This window comes from Magnetospirillum sp. UT-4 (assembly GCF_902729435.1).
Classification (GTDB): domain Bacteria; phylum Pseudomonadota; class Alphaproteobacteria; order Rhodospirillales; family Magnetospirillaceae; genus Magnetospirillum.
In genome coordinates, this window is sequence record NZ_LR746521.1 from 200,082 (window position 1) to 215,361 (window position 15,280).

16 protein-coding genes are annotated in these 15,280 nt (G+C 67.8%); 1 reads left to right on the forward strand and 15 read right to left on the reverse strand.

Annotated elements, in window-relative coordinates; translation table 11 throughout:
* Positions 1-43: 43 nt before the first annotated feature.
* From MTBUT4_RS16110 to MTBUT4_RS16180, 15 genes are all read right to left on the reverse strand, one after another.
* Positions 44-1,627 (reverse strand): SLC13 family permease, encoded by a 1,584-nt coding sequence (locus MTBUT4_RS16110; RefSeq protein ID WP_173980713.1) that lies wholly within the window; start codon positions 1,625-1,627, stop codon positions 44-46.
* A 94-nt stretch (positions 1,628-1,721) separates the two neighbouring features.
* Positions 1,722-2,225, reverse strand: a complete 504-nt coding sequence (locus MTBUT4_RS16115; RefSeq protein ID WP_173980714.1) for a ferritin family protein — start codon at positions 2,223-2,225, stop codon at positions 1,722-1,724.
* Positions 2,222-4,021, reverse strand: a complete 1,800-nt coding sequence (locus MTBUT4_RS19845; protein ID WP_173980715.1) for an FAD-dependent oxidoreductase — start codon at positions 4,019-4,021, stop codon at positions 2,222-2,224. The genes MTBUT4_RS16115 and MTBUT4_RS19845 overlap by 4 nt, the downstream gene beginning before the upstream one ends.
* Positions 4,022-4,023: 2 nt before the next feature.
* Positions 4,024-5,202, reverse strand: coding sequence for an NADH-quinone oxidoreductase subunit D (locus MTBUT4_RS16125; protein WP_173980716.1), 1,179 nt, complete (start codon positions 5,200-5,202; stop codon positions 4,024-4,026).
* A gap of 1 nt (position 5,203) precedes the next feature.
* Positions 5,204-5,734: an NADH-quinone oxidoreductase subunit C gene (locus MTBUT4_RS16130; RefSeq protein WP_173980717.1), complete on the reverse strand. Its 531-nt coding sequence runs from the start codon at positions 5,732-5,734 to the stop codon at positions 5,204-5,206.
* A gap of 6 nt (positions 5,735-5,740) precedes the next feature.
* Positions 5,741-6,382: an NADH-quinone oxidoreductase subunit B family protein gene (locus MTBUT4_RS16135; RefSeq protein ID WP_173980718.1), complete on the reverse strand. Its 642-nt coding sequence runs from the start codon at positions 6,380-6,382 to the stop codon at positions 5,741-5,743.
* Between the two features lie 7 nt (positions 6,383-6,389).
* The gene (locus MTBUT4_RS16140) at positions 6,390-7,295 is read right to left on the reverse strand and encodes a respiratory chain complex I subunit 1 family protein (RefSeq protein ID WP_173980719.1); all 906 of its coding nucleotides are present in this window, start codon (positions 7,293-7,295) and stop codon (positions 6,390-6,392) included.
* A 3-nt stretch (positions 7,296-7,298) separates the two neighbouring features.
* On the reverse strand, positions 7,299-10,403 hold the full coding sequence (locus MTBUT4_RS16145; protein WP_217424190.1) for a proton-conducting transporter membrane subunit: 3,105 nt from the start codon (positions 10,401-10,403) through the stop codon (positions 7,299-7,301).
* Positions 10,400-10,756 carry a sodium:proton antiporter gene (locus MTBUT4_RS16150; protein ID WP_173980721.1) on the reverse strand — a complete coding sequence of 119 codons (357 nt, stop codon included), beginning with the start codon at positions 10,754-10,756 and terminating at the stop codon, positions 10,400-10,402. The genes MTBUT4_RS16145 and MTBUT4_RS16150 overlap by 4 nt, the downstream gene beginning before the upstream one ends.
* Complete coding sequence (locus tag MTBUT4_RS16155; protein ID WP_173980722.1) at positions 10,757-11,455, reverse strand: Na(+)/H(+) antiporter subunit B; 699 nt, start codon at positions 11,453-11,455, stop codon at positions 10,757-10,759.
* Positions 11,448-11,702: a hydrogenase subunit MbhD domain-containing protein gene (locus MTBUT4_RS16160; protein WP_173980723.1), complete on the reverse strand. Its 255-nt coding sequence runs from the start codon at positions 11,700-11,702 to the stop codon at positions 11,448-11,450. Before MTBUT4_RS16160 ends, MTBUT4_RS16155 begins: the two co-directional genes overlap by 8 nt.
* Positions 11,702-12,028 carry a monovalent cation/H(+) antiporter subunit G gene (gene mnhG, locus MTBUT4_RS16165; RefSeq protein WP_173980724.1) on the reverse strand — a complete coding sequence of 109 codons (327 nt, stop codon included), beginning with the start codon at positions 12,026-12,028 and terminating at the stop codon, positions 11,702-11,704. Before mnhG ends, MTBUT4_RS16160 begins: the two co-directional genes overlap by 1 nt.
* Complete coding sequence (locus MTBUT4_RS16170) at positions 12,028-12,288, reverse strand: monovalent cation/H+ antiporter complex subunit F (RefSeq protein WP_173980725.1); 261 nt, start codon at positions 12,286-12,288, stop codon at positions 12,028-12,030. Before MTBUT4_RS16170 ends, mnhG begins: the two co-directional genes overlap by 1 nt.
* Entirely contained in the window at positions 12,281-12,778 is a 498-nt protein-coding gene (locus tag MTBUT4_RS16175) for a Na+/H+ antiporter subunit E (RefSeq protein WP_217424191.1), read from the reverse strand. Before MTBUT4_RS16175 ends, MTBUT4_RS16170 begins: the two co-directional genes overlap by 8 nt.
* Before the next feature lie 127 nt (positions 12,779-12,905).
* The gene (locus tag MTBUT4_RS16180; RefSeq protein WP_173980727.1) at positions 12,906-13,610 is read right to left on the reverse strand and encodes a Crp/Fnr family transcriptional regulator; all 705 of its coding nucleotides are present in this window, start codon (positions 13,608-13,610) and stop codon (positions 12,906-12,908) included.
* A gap of 188 nt (positions 13,611-13,798) precedes the next feature.
* On the opposite strand from MTBUT4_RS16180, the gene ccoN reads away from it, so the two are divergent.
* Positions 13,799-15,274 carry a cytochrome-c oxidase, cbb3-type subunit I gene (gene ccoN / locus MTBUT4_RS16185; RefSeq protein WP_173980728.1) on the forward strand — a complete coding sequence of 492 codons (1,476 nt, stop codon included), beginning with the start codon at positions 13,799-13,801 and terminating at the stop codon, positions 15,272-15,274.
* The last annotated feature ends 6 nt before the right edge of the window (positions 15,275-15,280 follow it).

Below are 15,280 nucleotides of genomic sequence, written 5' to 3' on the forward strand. Positions count from 1 at the left end.
GCGCGTTGTCGGGGTTGCGACACGCCCGCCTGTTGGGAACCCGTCACGCCGCGGAGCGGACGCCCCCCAGGCGGCGGCGGGCCAGGGCCAGGACGGCCAGGGCGACCAGCAGGGCGGCACCGGCCACGTTGGTCTCCACCGCGCCGACGAAGACGTAGAGGGTCAGGTAGACGGCCGAAATGGCGATGGTGATGGATGCGGTCGGGGTGCCGAACTTCAGGAATTCGACGAAGCCCATGGGGTGGCCGTTCTTTTCCATGATGCCGACGGTGGTGACGTTGGCGCTTGCGCCGATCAGGGTGGCGTTGCCGCCCAGGCAGGCCCCCAGGGCCAGCGCCCACCACAGCCCGTCGGCGGCCAGGGCGGCATCGGCGATGCCGGCCGCCGCAAGCTCGTCGGCGAAGCCGCCCACCAGCACGCGGACGATGGCCACCGCGGCGATGGTGTAGGGGATGTTGTCGACCAGCGCCGAGATCACCGCGCTGAACACCAGGATCAGCAGCGCCGCGGTCAGCAGCTTGGCCTTCAGGCCGAAGCCGAAGGTGGCCGACACCCAGCCGATCATGTCCTGCAGCAGCATGGCGGCGCTGTGGATCAGGCCGGTGTGCTCGGCCGACGAGATGGCCATGAACAGGAAGATGAAGAACCCCAGGGTCAGCCACTCGATGCCGCGTTCGAAGGAATGGGTGAAGGCGCCCACCGCATGGTGGCCGCCGCCGTGCTTCTGCAGGATGAAGCAGCGCCCGGCCATCACCGCCACCGCGCCGACGAAGGCCACCACGCCCACCGGCAGATGGGTCAGGCTGTGGGTGAAGAAGCCGAGGAAGGTCAGCGCCACGATGGCCAGCGCCCATTTCAGCACCTTGGGGTGCTCCAGCAGCACCTCCTCGGCCTCGCGGCCCTCGTGGGCGCGGGCCTGGGCGATGTCGGCGCGGTAGAACCAGGTGGCGAAGAAATTCAGCGCGATCATCATGAAGATGACCGGCACGGCCAGGAAGTAGATGAACAGCATGAAGGTGAGGTCGGCCGCCACGCCGATGATGACGTTGGGCGGATCGCCGATCAGCGTCGCGGTGCCGCCGATATTGGCGGCCATGATCATCGGCATGCCGAAGGCCCACACCGAGATGCCCAGCACCCCGGCCACCTTGCGCGCCATGGGGGCCATGAACAGCACGGTGGTGACGTTGTCGGCGAAGGCCGACAGGAAACCGGTGCCGGCGCAGATGATGCGGACCAAGGGCTCGGCGCGGCCGTGGGCGGCGGCGATCATGTGGGCGGTCAGCCAGTCGAACAGCCGGGTCTCGATCAGCACCGAGACGATGATCATCATCGAGCCCAGCAGGAAGATGACGTTCCAGTCGACGTCGCGCACCGCCGTCTCGAAATCCATCACCTTCAGGGGCGTCACCGTGTCGATCACCACCAGGATGGCGACCACTAGGCCGGCGGCCAGGGTCTTGTGCACCTTTTCCAGGATCAGCAGACCGAACAGCCCGGCCAGCAGCAGCCCGACCACCGCCTGGGAGAGCGGATCGGTGCTGTAGGCGACCGCCCGTTCGGACGCTTCGGCGAAAACCGGAACCGCACAAAACGCGGCCGCGGCCGCCGACATTCCCCAGCGCATGGCTGTCTCCCTGGCGCGAAAATGCGCTCGGGCATAAGTAATATTACCTATATGCGTGCGGTCAAGTCCAACCTGCTGCGTCGCAGCATGGTGATTAAACGCCGCCGCCGCGATGGACCAACTCGTAATAGAGCTTTTCCAGCTCGAGCTTGTGCCTGGTCTCCTCGCCAGCGAGGAAGGCGAACAGGTCGCGGATGGGGCCGGGAGGCGTCGAATCCGCCAGTTCGCCGTAATGCAGCATGGCGGCGTGCTCGCGGCCCATGGCGTATTGCAGCACCGCCTGATCGTCGGGCTGCTCGCCCAGATCGGGCAGGTGCAGGCAGTCCGAGAACTTGCTGTCGGCGGCGGTGCGCTGCAGCTCTGTCTTGACCTGCTCGAACAGGTCGGCGCGGCCGGCCAGCTCGGTGAACATGTCGAAATGGCGCTGCTCCTCGGCGGCCAGATCCTCGACCAGCCAGCGGATGCGCTTGCTCACCCTGGGGACCAGGGCGGTATAGAAGTCGCGCGCCGCGCATTCGAACGAGATGGCCACATCGAGGACCTCCGCCAGGGTGGTCTTCGAGCGCAGCATCTCCATGCCGTGGCTGTCTTGGCTCATGCCTGGTCCTCCTTGCCGGTCAGGGCGGCGTGGATGCCGGCGGCGACCCGGTGGCCGTCGGCCACCGCCGAGACCACGTCGGGGCCGCGCACCATGTCTCCGGCCGCCCACAGCCAGGGTTCGCTGGTGCGGCCCTTGGCATCCACCTGCAGCCGGCCGCGGTTCCAGGCCAGCTTTTCGGTCAGGTCCTCGCCCAGCAGCGCGGTGTCGGTCATCTGGCCGATGGCCTCGACCACCATGCTGCCGGGGTGGATCATCTCGTCGGTCTCGTCGTAGCTGGGGGCGAAGCGGCCCTGCTCGTCGAAGATGGACTTGACCTTCCAGGTCTTCAGCCCGGCGACCTCGCCGTCCTCGATCACCACCGCCTGCGGCCCGCGGGCATCGAGGATGACCACGCCTTCCTCGAACGATTCCTTGATCTCGTCGGGATCGGCGAGGAAATGGGCGAAGTCCTCGAGGGCCGTCACCGTCACCCGGACCGTGCCGAACGCCTGCTTCTGCAGGCGGGCCAGGGTGCGGGCGATGTCCATGGCGACGTTGCCGCCGCCGATCACCACCGCCTGTTGCGGTGTGCCGAAATCCTCGCCCGCCGTGGCCTGGCGCAACAGGTCCACCGCCTTGCGCACGTCGGGGTGGTCGGACCCGGGAATGCGGGTGGCGCGGCCCATCTGCAGGCCCAGGGCCAGCACCACCGCGTCGTGGCCGTCGCGCAACTGCCCGAGGGTGACGTCGCCGCCGATGCGCTGGCCGCAGCGCAGATCGACGCCCATGGAGCGGATCACATCGACGTCGCGGTCGATGATGTCGTAGGGCAGGCGGTATTCGGGGATGCCCCAGCGGGTCATGCCGCCGGGCTTGTCCAGCGCCTCGTACACGGTGACGGCATGGCCCAGCCGGGCGAGGTCGAAGGCGGCGGTCAGCCCGGCCGGGCCGGCGCCGACCACGGCGACCGTGCGGCCGGTGGCGGGGGCCGGCGGGGCCAGCACGTCGCGGTATTGCTCGTAGGGCACCTGATCGACGATGTGGCGCTTCAGCCAGCGGATGGCCACCGGCTCGCCGGTATGGCCGGCGGCGCACACCGTCTCGCATTTGTGGGTGCAGACGCGGCCGCAGATCTCCGAGAACGGATTGGTGCGGTACAGCAGCTCCAGCCCGTGCCGGTAATCGCCGTCGCGGATGGCGGCGATGTAGTTGGGAATGTCCATGTGGGCCGGGCAGGTGGCGATGCACAGCCCGCACGAGACGCAGCGATCGGCCTCGGCCCGGGCCTGCTCGACGGTGTAGCCGTCGACGATCTCGGCGAAGGAGCCGATGCGCTCCTCGGGCTCCAGCTCGCCCATGTGGGGGCGGTGCTCGGGCACCAGCCGGTGGTGCTCGGGGCGGTGGTAGCCCAATTCGGCACTGTCCCAGCGCTTGGAATCGATGCCGGGGGTGAAGCGGAAGGCATCGGGGTCGCGATCGACCCAGATGTACTCGTTGGACATGGACAGCGACTTGGTCATGCACACATCGACGCACAGCGCGCACCAGCAGCAGCGGCCGTAATCGATGCGCGGGCGCAGGGCCGAATCGCCCTGCCTGGGATCGCGGCCGGGGGCGGGGACCATGTCGATGGCGCCGTTCTGGCAGATGGTCTCGCAGGTGCCGCAGCCGATGCACAGCTCGGGGTCGTTCTTGTGGAAGCCGCGGTAGCGGGCCGCGCCGGGGCGGTCGCGCAAGGGGTTTTCGATGGTCACCGGATCGCGGAAGACGTACTTCCAGGCGGTGAAGGGCGAGAGGACGTCCTTGAGGCTCATCTTTACCTCTCGATCTCGGGCGGATAGGTGTGCAGCGACACCATCAGCCCGGCCACGTCGGCGATGTTGACGCCGACGATCATCTTTTCCAGCAGCGCCATGGCGTGGGTGTAGGACGGCCCGCGCACGTTGACCCGGCGCGGATAGCCGCTGCCGTCGGTGACCAGGTAATAGCCGTACTCCCCGCGCGAGCATTCGCCGCGCACATAGGTCTCGCCCTTGGGGATCTTCCAGTGCAGCACGTTGGGGACCTTGGCCATCAGCGGCCCGTCCTTGGGCATCCGGGCCAGGATCTGGCGCACCAGGTCGATGGAGACGTGGACGTCGCGGCGGCGCACGTCGGCGCGGGTGAAGACGTCCGAGTCGGTGCCCGACACCGGCTCGAAGTCCAGCTCGGGATAGACCAGGTAGGGCTGGTCCTTGCGCACGTCCTTGACCACCCCGGCGGCCCGCGCGTTGGGGCCGGTCACCCCATAATCCTCGATCCATTCCGGGCGGATGATGCCCTGGCCGACGGTGCGGGTCTTGAACACCGCGTTGTGGAACATGACGTCCTCGACGTCGGCCATGATCCGCTCGATCTCGCGCAGGGTCTCCTCCATGCGCGTCTCGAAGCCGTCGGGCAGGCCGTCGCGGACGCCGCCGGGCAGGATGAACATGTGGTAGATGCGGGCGCCGGTCAGCTCCTCGAAGCGGTCGAGCATGAGGTCGCGGCCATAGGTGGTCCACTGCCCGATCACCGCCTGGCCCAGGCTGCCGGCCTGGCCGCCCAGATACATCATGTAGCTGTTGATGCGGCCCATTTCCAAAATCAGGGTGCGGATCCAGCGGGCCCGCTCGGGGGCCTCGATGCCGGCCAGTTCCTCGACCGCCTGGGCGTAGCAGTATTCGTTGAAATCGGGCTCGGGCACGCAGATGCGGCAGACGATGGGGAAGCACTGGATGAAGGTGCGGCGCTCCATCAGCTTCTCGAAGCCGCGATGCAGGTATCCCACATGGGTGCGGGCGTGGACGATCTCGTCGCCGCAGACGGTCAGCTCCAGCGACATGTTGCCGGTGATGCCGGGATGCTGCGGCCCCTGCCACAGCTTCAGGTACTTGCCGGAGGCGAGGTCGAACTCCAGCGAGCCATCGGGCAGGGCGGCGGGGTACTGGCTGCGGTCGGGGGTGTAGAGGGCCATCTCACGCCTCGTCCGGATAGAGGTGCCGCTTCATGTGGGCGGCCGGATCATGGGTCACCCGGCCCTCGCGGTGGTTGAAGTTGCGCTCCGAGAAATCCTTGGTGTCGAAGTCGCGGCGATAGGGCGGAAGGTCGGTCCAGCCCTCCAGCACGAAGGGATCGTCCACACCGGGGCTGCCGGGGAAGTCGATGCCGAACATCTCCTTCAGCTCGCGCTGGTAGGTGGCGGCGGTCGGCCACAGATCGTGGATGCCGTCCATGGTGGCACGGTCGCGCCGGATCAGGGTGCGCAGGCCGAGATCGCGGGCCCGCGCCCGGTCGTGCAGCAGGTAGGTGAGCTGGAACATGCCGTCCTCGAGCCAGTCCACCGCCGTCAGCAGCACCAGATGGGTGAAGCCCTCGCGCTCCTTCAGGTGGTGCAGCAGGCCGCGCACCTGCGCCGCCGGCACCGTGGCGAAGGCGAGGTCGGGCCGCTGCAGGACGATGTCGTCCAGCGGGTACAGGGACTTCAGGCTGTCGAGGAGCGCGCGCATCTTGGCCTACCAGTTGTAGTCGGGCATGTCCCAGTCGTGGATCACCTTCTTCTGGTTCGCCTTGTACCAGTCGAAGTTCCGGGCATAGAGGTTGGCGCCCTCGGCCTTGCCCTCGCGGATGATGTGCTTCAGCGTCTCGAAGCCGGCCAGCAACGCCTCGGGCCGTGGCATGCAGCCGGCGATGTAGAGGTCGACCGGCAGGTAATCGTCCAGGCGCTTGATGGTGTTGTAGGAATCCCAGTACATGCCGCCGTTGATGGTGCACGAGCCGAGACCGACCACGTATTTGGGGTTCTGCATCTGCTCGTAGGAGCGGATCACCCGCTTCAGGGTCTTGACCGAGAGATACCCCGAGATGATGAACAGGTTGGATTGGCGCGGCGTCGGGCGCCATTGCACGCCGTAGCGATAGGCGTCGAAGCGGGGCGTCATCAGCGGCCGCATCTCGATGGCGCCGCACCCGGTGCCGAAGCCCAGGATCCACAGCGACTGCGAACGGGCCCAGTTGAACAGGTCCTCGACGATCTTGAGATAGGCGGGGGGATGCTCGGCCGGCGGCGCCTCGCAGTAATAGTCCTTGAGCGGCTCGACCTCGAATTCGACGCCGTCGGGACCCTTGACCACGCGCTTTTGCAGTTCGTCTCTCATCACGCCCTCACACCAGCACGATGGACAGGATGCCAATGGGCACCGCCCACACCAGGAACCAGCGGATGGACTGCTCCACCCGGAACCGCGGATGGACCACGCCCACCAGCACCGAGACCATGTAGATCAGGAAGACCTTCAGGAAGAATTCCGGCCAGATGGTGGCGCCGCCGAAGAACAGGTTCATGTAGATGACGATCTTGGCGATGGGGAAGATCGCCCGGTTGGTCTGCATCAGCGCCAGATAGGACGAGTGGTACTCGGTCGGCGGGCCGATGGGGATCTCCTGCGGCGCCAGCACCACGTCGAAGGGCGGGCGCATCATGGAGCCCAGGAAGGACAGCATGGCCGCCGCCACCGCCAGCGGGTTGGTGAACAGGGTCCAGTTCTGGAAGCCGCCCTGCTGCGCCGCGACGATCTCGGTGACCGACAGGGTCTGGTACTGCAGCGCCACCGAGAACACCGCCAGGGCCATGGGCAGCTCGGCCGCGCTCACCTGCTGCAGGCCGCGGGTGATGCCGATGGCGGCGTAAGGGTGGCCGCTTTCCGCCGCGCCCAAGGCCATACCCAGGGTGCCGAAGAAGATGAAGTACAGCGCCAGGATCAGATCGCCGGCGAAGGACAGGTTCGAGAACATCTCGGAGCCATACAGCGACGGCACGAACAGCAGCAGCCCGACGCCGCCCGACAGGCGGAACACCGGCCCCAGGTAGTACATGACGCCGTGGGTGATGGAGCTGCGGATGGAGTAGTTCTTGATCAGGTCGGCGTAGTTCTGCCAGATCGGAATGCCGCGCCGCCGCCCCACCCGGGCGCCGATCTTGGCGATCAGGGCGTTCTGCAGCATGCCGTAATTGACCACGATGAACAGGGTCAGCAGCGCGTAGGGGATCTTCATCCAGTCGAAGTCCATGGCCTACATCCCCGTCATGAACAGATGGACCGCCACCACGAACACCAGCAGGTGCACGGCGTAGGTCTGGGCGTTGCCGGTATAGAGCCTGCGCGTGAAGTCGGCCCCGGCGTGCAATCCCCCCGAGATCCCGTTCCAGAAGCCGGTGGCGACCGGCTGCACCAGGAAGCCCAGGGCCTTGCGGTAGGGGGCGAAGAAGTTCCAGGCGAAATGGGTGGTCTCGGGCCGGAAGGGCCGCTCGGCGGCGAAGACGATGTTGAACTGCTTCACCTTCTGGGCGCGGCGGTTGACGAACACCAGCCACAGGAACAGCGTGGTGAAGATGATCCCGACGATGACCATGATCGCCACCGGGTTCCAATAGCCGAAATCGCTGGTGATGGTGAGGCCGTCCCAGCTCAGCCCGCCGGCCGGCAGCAGGCCGCCCAGATGCCCATCCACCTGCCGCAGCGCCACCCCGGGCACCAGCGCGAAGGCGATCAGCAGCACCACGTAGATCATCTGCGGCACCATCAGCCAGAACGGCGCCTCTTTGACGCGGCGGTGCTCGTCCTTCAGCTGGCCCAGGAAGATGGTGTGGATCAGCCGGAACAGGTACAGGAACGCGATGGGACCCGAGAAGAAGATCAGGATCATCGGCAGCCGGGACTCGGCGGTCAGCAGCGCGTTGTAGAAGATCCAGCGGCCGCCGAAGCCGGACAGCGGCGGCACCCCCGACATGGCGATGATGCCGACCAGGACCGAGATGAACGACAGCGGCATCAGGTTGATCAGGCCGCCCATGCGGTACATGTCGCGGGTGCCGGTGCGCTTGGCGACGCCGCCCACCGCCAGGAACAGCATGGATTTGTAGATGTAGTGGTTGATGACGAACATCAGCGCCATCAACCAGCCCAAATGGTTCATCATGGCCAGGCCGAACAGCGCGTAGCCCATCTGTCCGATGGAGGAATAGGCGAGCAGGCGCTTGGCATCCTCCTGGAAGATGGCCATCAGGTTGCCCAGCAGGGCCGAGGCGGCGCCGATCCACAGCATGGCCAGGGTGAGGTCGATGCCCCCCAGCTTCTGCCGGCCCATGGCCAGCAGCAGCACCGCCAGGCCGAACAGGCCGGCCTTCAGCAGGATGCCCGACACCATGGGCGAGACGTCGGTCTCGGCCTCGGCATGGGCGCCGGGCAGCCAGACATGCAGGCCGATGGAGGCGGTCTTGGTCATGAACCCGATGGCCAGCATCAGGAACACCCAGGGCGCCACCGGCGCCGCCAGGGTGGCGAGATCGGCCACGGCGAAGCTGGCGGCGCCGTCGGCGGCCACCGCGAAGCCGGCCAGGATCAGGAAGGCGCCGCCCAGCGAGAAGACGATGTACGACAGCGCGTGCGGCTCGGAATGCCTGCCGCGCAGGATCAGGAAATAGGACCCGACGGTCAGGATCTCCCACGCCGCGAAGAACGAGAAGGTGTCGGCGGCCAGGATCAGCTGCGCCAGCCCGGCATACATCAGCATGGCCGAGGGATAGAAGCCGATGCGCCGGCCGTGAGCGTGGTAGCTGGCCAGCAGGGTGACGGCGCCGCCGGCCAGCATGATGACGGCGAAGATCAGCCGCAGCGGGTCGTATTGGCCGAGGGTCAGGGCGAACCAGGCGGCCAGGCCGGCGATGGCCAGGGTGTTCTTGACCCAGGCCGGCAGCCAGTCCAGCAGCACGAAAGCCAGCGCGAACAGCAGCGGCAGCCCCAGCAGCAGGTTGGCCTGGGCCGAGGCATCGCCCCACTGCCAGGCCAGGCCCCAGGCCGCCAGCACCGCCGCCAGCACCGGGATGCCCTTGGACGGCGCGCAGGCCAGCCCTTCACCCGACGGCTCGCGCTTGAGGGCGAAGCCGAACCAGCGGAACAGGTAGCCGGCCTCGAGCAGGGCGCCGAACAGGATCAGCCCGAGCAGCACCAGCCGGCCCTCGGCGGCCAGCACCCGCACCAGCTCCCACTTGGCGTAGAAGCCGGGGAAGGGGGGCAGGCCGGCCAGCATCGCCACGAAGGTGGCGAAGGCGAAGATCAGGGGCGGGCGGGCGCGCAAGGCGGCCCAGGCGGCGAGGCCGCGTTCCGCCACCATGCCCGACAGCCAGAACAGCCCGGCCTTGGCCACCGCGTGCGAGGCCAGCAGGCCGAAGGCGACGAAGTGATAATGCTCGCCCAGCACGTCGCGCTGGCCGGCGACGGCCAGCACCAGCCCGATCTGGGCCACCGAGGAATAGCCCAGCAGGCGGCGGTCGTTGCCCTGGGGCAGGGCCAGCAGGTTGCCGGCGACGAAGGTGACGATGCCGATGGCGGTGGCCGCCGGCAGCCAGGCCGGGCCGCCCACCGTCAGCAGCTTGTCGGCGGCATAGAGCGAGGCCGCCCCGGCGGCGGCCGAGATCAGCGCCGAGAAGGCGGGATGGGACGATTCATAGACGTCCAGCGCCCAGCCATTGGCGGGGAAGGGCTTCAGCTCGGCGGCGATGGCGATGAACACCAGGAAGAAGGCCAGCGCCGGCTTGGCCGCGGCGGCGGCGATCCCGTCCAGGTACAGGGTGCCGGTGGCGTGGTAGGTGAAGATGATGCCGATCAGCAGCAGGGCCGAGATCACCTGCGACACCACCAGGTACTTGAAGCCGGCGCCCAGGGCGCGGGCATCCGCCGACAGCAGGATCAGCCCGGCGGTGGCGATGGCGGCCAGCTCGAAGAAGACGAACAGGTTGAACAGGTCCCGGGTCAGCACGATGCCGCAATAGGCCATCACCGCCACCAGCAGCACCGCCATGGCGCGGTGACCGGTCTCGGCCAGGTTGTCCTGCATGTGCAGCGCCGACAGCAGGCCGGTCAGGGTGATCACCAGGGTCAGCGCCGCCTCGGGCAGGCCCATGCGGAGCGCGATGGCGAAGGGCGGCGGGGTGCCGGCGGTGAACACCTCGACCGCCTCGGCGCCGGCCCAGCCCAGCTGCCACACCCACCAGCCGGCGGCGGCGGCGGCCAGCCCCAGGGTGGCCAGGGTCACCGCGAGGGCCGCGCGCGGGCAGCGCACCAGGCCGAGCAGGAAGGCGCCGGCCAGCGGCGCCGCGATCAGGACGAGCGGGCTCACCATTTGAGCTCCATGAACTTGCCGATATCCAGGCTGCGCCGGGCTTCGTACAGCTTGTAGGCATAGGCCAGCATCAGCGCGGTGATGCCGACGCCGATGACGATGGCGGTCAGCACCAGCGCCTGCGGCACCGGGTCGATGATGCGCGACGCCGCCTCGGCGGCGGGAACGGCGCCGTCCAGGATGGGGGCGGTGCGCCCGCGCATATGGCCGACCGCCACGATCACCACGTTGATGCCGGCATCGGCGACGGTGAAGGCGACGATCATGCGCAGCAGGTTGCGGTTGGTCAGCGCCCCGTAAAGCCCGATCAGGAACAGCAGGAAGCCGGTGGCCAAGGCGATGTGGGCCATCTAAAGCTCCTCCGTCTCGGACAGATTGGCCAGCATGGACGAGAACTCAGCGCCGACCTTGAGGCCGATCAGCGAATAGATGACCGGGATGGCGCCGGCCGAGGCCAGCTCGCCCAGGGTGCCGATGGGCAGGATGCGGTTGTCGAGGAAGCCGCCGGCATAAACCAGTCCGGCCACGCCGATGGCCACATAGGCCAGTCCCGACAGCGATTCGACCAGGGCGATGACCCGATGGCCGAGGCGGCGGCCGGGCTCGGCCAGCAGCAGCAGCAGCACGCCCGAGGCGATCACCGCGCCGCCCTGGAAGCCGCCGCCGGGGGTGAGGTGGCCGTTGACGAAGATGTAGATGCCGAGAAGCATGATCAGCGGCGCCAGCAGCCGGCTGCCGGTGGTCAGCAGCTCGCCGGCCGGCAGGCGGGGGCGGCCGCCGGTGGTGGCGGTGCGGCCGCGGGCCAGCACCAGCCCGACCACCGCCGCCGACAGGAACAGCACGGTGACCTCGCCCAGGGTGTCGAGGCCGCGATAGGTCACCACGATGGCGGTGACGATGTTGGCGGCGCCCAGATCGGCGGCGGTGCGCTCGGCGTAATAGCAGGCGGTGAGGTTCAGCGCCTCGTCGGGGTGGTAGCCCAGCAGCAGCGGCAGCAGCAGCGCCCCGAGGGCGGCGATCAGGGCCAGGGCGGCGGCGCGCCTAATCATGTTCGCCTCCCCGCACGCGGCCGAGGACGAAGAAGAACAGGAAGGTGGTCAGGCCGCTGCCGATGGCCGCCTCGGTCATCGCCACGTCGGGCGAGGCCAGCACCAGGAACAGCACCGAGGCGAGCAGGCTGACCAGCCCGGCCGCCAGGATGGCGATGGGCAGGCTGCGCCCGAGAACGGCGACCAGGGCGGCGCCGATCATGGCCGCCGCCAGCAGCACGGTCAGCGCCGGAGTGATCCAGGCCATCACGCCTCTCCCTTGTCTTCGGCCAGGCGGTCGATCGCGGTTTCCGGCGCCTTGGCGGTGCCGATGCGATGGGCGGCGCGGGCCAGCACCTGCGACGACAGCGGGTTGGTGAACAGGACGAACAGCCCGATGACCGCCAGCTTCAGCGCCCAGTCGGGGCGCAGGCAGGCGATGCCGCCCAGCGACAGCAGGGTGCCCAGGGTGGTGGCCTTGGTGCCGGCCTGGATGCGGGTGAACAGATCGGGCATGCGCACCAGCCCGAGGCCGCCCAGCAGCAGGAAGACGGTGCCGGCGAGAAGCAGGAATGCGCCCACCAGGTCGAGCATCACAGCCCCCGTTCCAGGTAGCGGGCCACCACGATCACCCCCAGGAACGACAGCAGCGCGTAGACCACCGCCACGTCCAGGTAGATGCCGCGTCCCTCGGCCAGGGCGACCAGGGCGATGCCGGTGATGGCGATGATGGTCAGCACGTCGAAGGCGACCACCCGGTCGGCATCCGACGGCCCCTTGAGGAAGCGGAAGAGGGCCAGCAGGAAGGCCAGGCCGGCAAGGCCGGCGGCGATGGTGACGACAAGCTCAACCATACATCGCCTCCAGGTAATGCTCGAACCCGGCGACGATGGCGGCGGTGGCCGCCTCCACCTCGGGCGATTCGACGCTGACCCAGTGGATGTAGAGCCATTCGCCCTCCATCTCGACGGTCAGGGTGCCGGGGGTCAGGGTGATGGAATTGGCCAGCAGGGCCCGCCCGACGCGGCTTTTCAGCCGGGTGCGCACCTTGACGAAGCCGGGATTGAGCGGCAGGGCCGGCGAGGTCACGATGCGGGCCACCGCCAGATTGGCCTTCACCAGCTCCTTGGCGAAGTAGCCCACATACAGGAAGGCGGCGACGACGGCGCTTGGGGTGGCGCGGAACTCGGCCAGGAAGGACAGGTTGCCGGCGAAGGCCATGGCGATTACGGCGGCGGCGGCGATGCCGACCAGAACCACGTCCGAGGCGGCGGTGCCGCTCAGCACCAGCCAGAAGACCAGGAGACTGGCAAACAGCAGGATAACGCCACGCGCACGGTCCATCGCCATCCCCCCTGCCCGTTTTCACAGGCATATTCGGCGGAGCGCATATTAGCTGCTTCTAAATATGGGGCAAGCGCAGGAGGTACCGCGGCGAAGCATGTCTGCCCTGCGTCGCCCGCGTCGCGGGTCAGCATTCGGCGGTGGCGATGCATTCCAGGCGGGCGCGGTCGCAGATGCAGCGGCCCGATTTCGGCTCGCGCAGGACGCCGTTGCGCTTGAACTCGGCGACGGTGCGGCTGGCGTGGACGGTGGTGACGCCCAGCATGGCGCCCAGATCCTCGCGGCTGAACAGCGGGGCGTTGCCGTCCTGGTCCATGACGTGCAGCAGCAGGCGGGCCAGGCGTTGCGAGGTCTTGCCGGTGGACAGGCCGGTCAGCCAGTCGTCGGCCTGCTTCAGGGCGCCGTGCCAGCGCTGCATCAGCTGGCCGTGCAGGCGCGGCGTCTCGGTGCTGAGGCGCTCCACCACCTGGCGCGGGATGCGGCAGACCAGCGCCCGCTGCAGCACCACGGCTGAATGCTCGTAGGGCTGGCCGAGCAGCGCCTCCAGCCCGGCGGTGGCGCCCGGTCCCAGCAGGCGGACGATGCGCAGGGTCCCCTCGGGCAGGTACTGCACCAGCTTCACCAGGCCGGTGCGCACGGTGAACAGGGCGCTTCCGTCCTGTCCGGCCGAATAGAGCACGGATTCGACATCCAGCTCCCGCTCTTCGATGGGCAGGTGGATCAGGTTGAAATCGGGCTCGGCGAGGTCGGCGAACAGCACCAGGTCGCGGATGCCGCACCGGCCGCATTCCGCCTTGCCCGTCCACGCGGCGTCGATCCGGCTCTTCTTCATGGGCGAGGACGATACCCATTGGGCGGCGGGAAAGCGAGCCCCGGTATTGCATTCGAAGAAATCAGTACTCGCATAACAATTGGCAATGATCGCGCAGCGGACGCCTGCCTAAGCTCTGCGGCCGCGCCCGACTGGCAAGGGGGATCCGATGCCGGCCGTAGGCGTGACTTCGGATAAGGAGTTCGTGCATGTCCGCAACACACGCAAGCGCCGGAACCCTGGGCGACGCCGCGCCCTACGAGGACGGCGTCATCAGGAAGTTCGTTCTGGCGGCCGTCTTCTGGGGGATCGTCGGATTTCTGGTGGGCGATTTCATCGCCTGGCAGCTGGCCTTCCCGGCCCTCAACCTCGATCTCGAATGGACCACCTTCGGCCGCCTGCGGCCGGTCCACACCTCGGGCGTCATCTTCGCCTTCGGCGGCTGCGTCCTGATGGGGACGTCGTTCTACGTCGTCCAGCGCACCACCCGCGCCAGCCTGTTCGGCGGCTCGGGCTTCGCCACCTTCATCTTCTGGAGCTGGCAGGCGATGATCGTCGCCGCCGCGCTGTCCTATGTGCTGGGCGGCACCCAGGGGCGCGAATACGCCGAGCCCGAGTGGTGGCTGGACCTGTGGGTCACCGTCAACTGGGTGTGCTACCTGATCGCCTTCGCCGGCACCATCATGAAGCGCAAGGAACCCCACATCTACGTGGCCAACTGGTTCTACATGGCGTTCATCCTGACCATCGCCATGCTGCACCTGGGCAACAACCTGACCGTCCCGGCGGTCCTGTTCGGCGCCGATGAGTGGTGGAAGTCCTATTCGCTGTTCGCCGGCGTGCAGGACGCCATGACCCAGTGGTGGTACGGCCACAACGCGGTGGGCTTCTACCTGACCGCCGGCTTCCTGGCCATCATGTACTACTTCGTGCCCAAGCGCGCCGGGCGGCCGGTCTATTCCTACCGGCTGTCCATCGTGCATTTCTGGGCGCTGATCTTCCTCTACATCTGGGCCGGCCCGCACCACCTGCACTACACAGCGCTGCCGGACTGGGCGCAGACCCTGGGCATGACCTTCTCGATCATGCTGTGGATGCCGTCCTGGGGCGGCATGATCAACGGCCTGATGACCCTGTCTGGGGCCTGGGACAAGCTGCGGACCGATCCGGTGATGCGGTTCCTGGTCTCGTCGGTGGCCTTCTACGGCATGTCGACCTTCGAGGGTCCGATGATGTCGATCAAGGCGGTCAACTCGCTGTCGCACTACACCGACTGGACCGTCGGCCACGTCCACTCCGGCGCTCTCGGCTGGGTGGCCTTCGTCTCGTTCGGCGCGCTCTACTACCTGGTTCCCAAGCTGTGGGGCCGCAACGAGGTGTACTCGCTGAAGCTGGTCAGCCTGCATTTCTGGGTCTCGACGGTGGGCGTGGTGCTCTACATCACCGCCATGTGGATCTCGGGCATCATGCAGGGCCTGATGTGGCGCGCCTACGACAGCCTGGGCTTCCTGCAGTACTCGTTCATCGAGACCGTCGAGGCGATGCATCCCTACTACGTGATCCGCGCGCTGGGCGGTGCCCTGTTCGTGGTCGGCGGGCTGATCATGGCCTACAACTTCTACAAGACGATCAAGGGCGACGTTGCCGAAGAGGCGATCCGTCCCGTGACCGCCGGCGCCCGCTGAGGGGGG

Excerpts from the sequence above, each read along its gene's own strand:
- MTBUT4_RS16110 (WP_173980713.1), bottom strand. The coding sequence starts at position 1,627 with ATGCGCTGGGGAATGTCGGCGGCCGCGGCCGCGTTTTGTGCGGTTCCG.
- MTBUT4_RS16115 (WP_173980714.1), bottom strand. The coding sequence starts at position 2,225 with ATGAGCCAAGACAGCCACGGCATGGAGATGCTGCGCTCGAAGACCACC.
- MTBUT4_RS19845 (WP_173980715.1), bottom strand. The coding sequence starts at position 4,021 with ATGAGCCTCAAGGACGTCCTCTCGCCCTTCACCGCCTGGAAGTACGTC.
- MTBUT4_RS16125 (WP_173980716.1), bottom strand. The coding sequence starts at position 5,202 with ATGGCCCTCTACACCCCCGACCGCAGCCAGTACCCCGCCGCCCTGCCC.
- MTBUT4_RS16130 (WP_173980717.1), bottom strand. The coding sequence starts at position 5,734 with ATGCGCGCGCTCCTCGACAGCCTGAAGTCCCTGTACCCGCTGGACGAC.
- MTBUT4_RS16135 (WP_173980718.1), bottom strand. The coding sequence starts at position 6,382 with ATGAGAGACGAACTGCAAAAGCGCGTGGTCAAGGGTCCCGACGGCGTC.
- MTBUT4_RS16140 (WP_173980719.1), bottom strand. The coding sequence starts at position 7,295 with ATGGACTTCGACTGGATGAAGATCCCCTACGCGCTGCTGACCCTGTTC.
- MTBUT4_RS16150 (WP_173980721.1), bottom strand. The coding sequence starts at position 10,756 with ATGGCCCACATCGCCTTGGCCACCGGCTTCCTGCTGTTCCTGATCGGG.
- MTBUT4_RS16155 (WP_173980722.1), bottom strand. The coding sequence starts at position 11,455 with ATGATTAGGCGCGCCGCCGCCCTGGCCCTGATCGCCGCCCTCGGGGCG.
- MTBUT4_RS16160 (WP_173980723.1), bottom strand. The coding sequence starts at position 11,702 with ATGGCCTGGATCACTCCGGCGCTGACCGTGCTGCTGGCGGCGGCCATG.
- mnhG (WP_173980724.1), bottom strand. The coding sequence starts at position 12,028 with ATGCTCGACCTGGTGGGCGCATTCCTGCTTCTCGCCGGCACCGTCTTC.
- MTBUT4_RS16170 (WP_173980725.1), bottom strand. The coding sequence starts at position 12,288 with ATGGTTGAGCTTGTCGTCACCATCGCCGCCGGCCTTGCCGGCCTGGCC.
- MTBUT4_RS16175 (WP_217424191.1), bottom strand. The coding sequence starts at position 12,778 with ATGGACCGTGCGCGTGGCGTTATCCTGCTGTTTGCCAGTCTCCTGGTC.
- MTBUT4_RS16180 (WP_173980727.1), bottom strand. The coding sequence starts at position 13,610 with ATGAAGAAGAGCCGGATCGACGCCGCGTGGACGGGCAAGGCGGAATGC.
- ccoN (WP_173980728.1), top strand. The coding sequence starts at position 13,799 with ATGTCCGCAACACACGCAAGCGCCGGAACCCTGGGCGACGCCGCGCCC.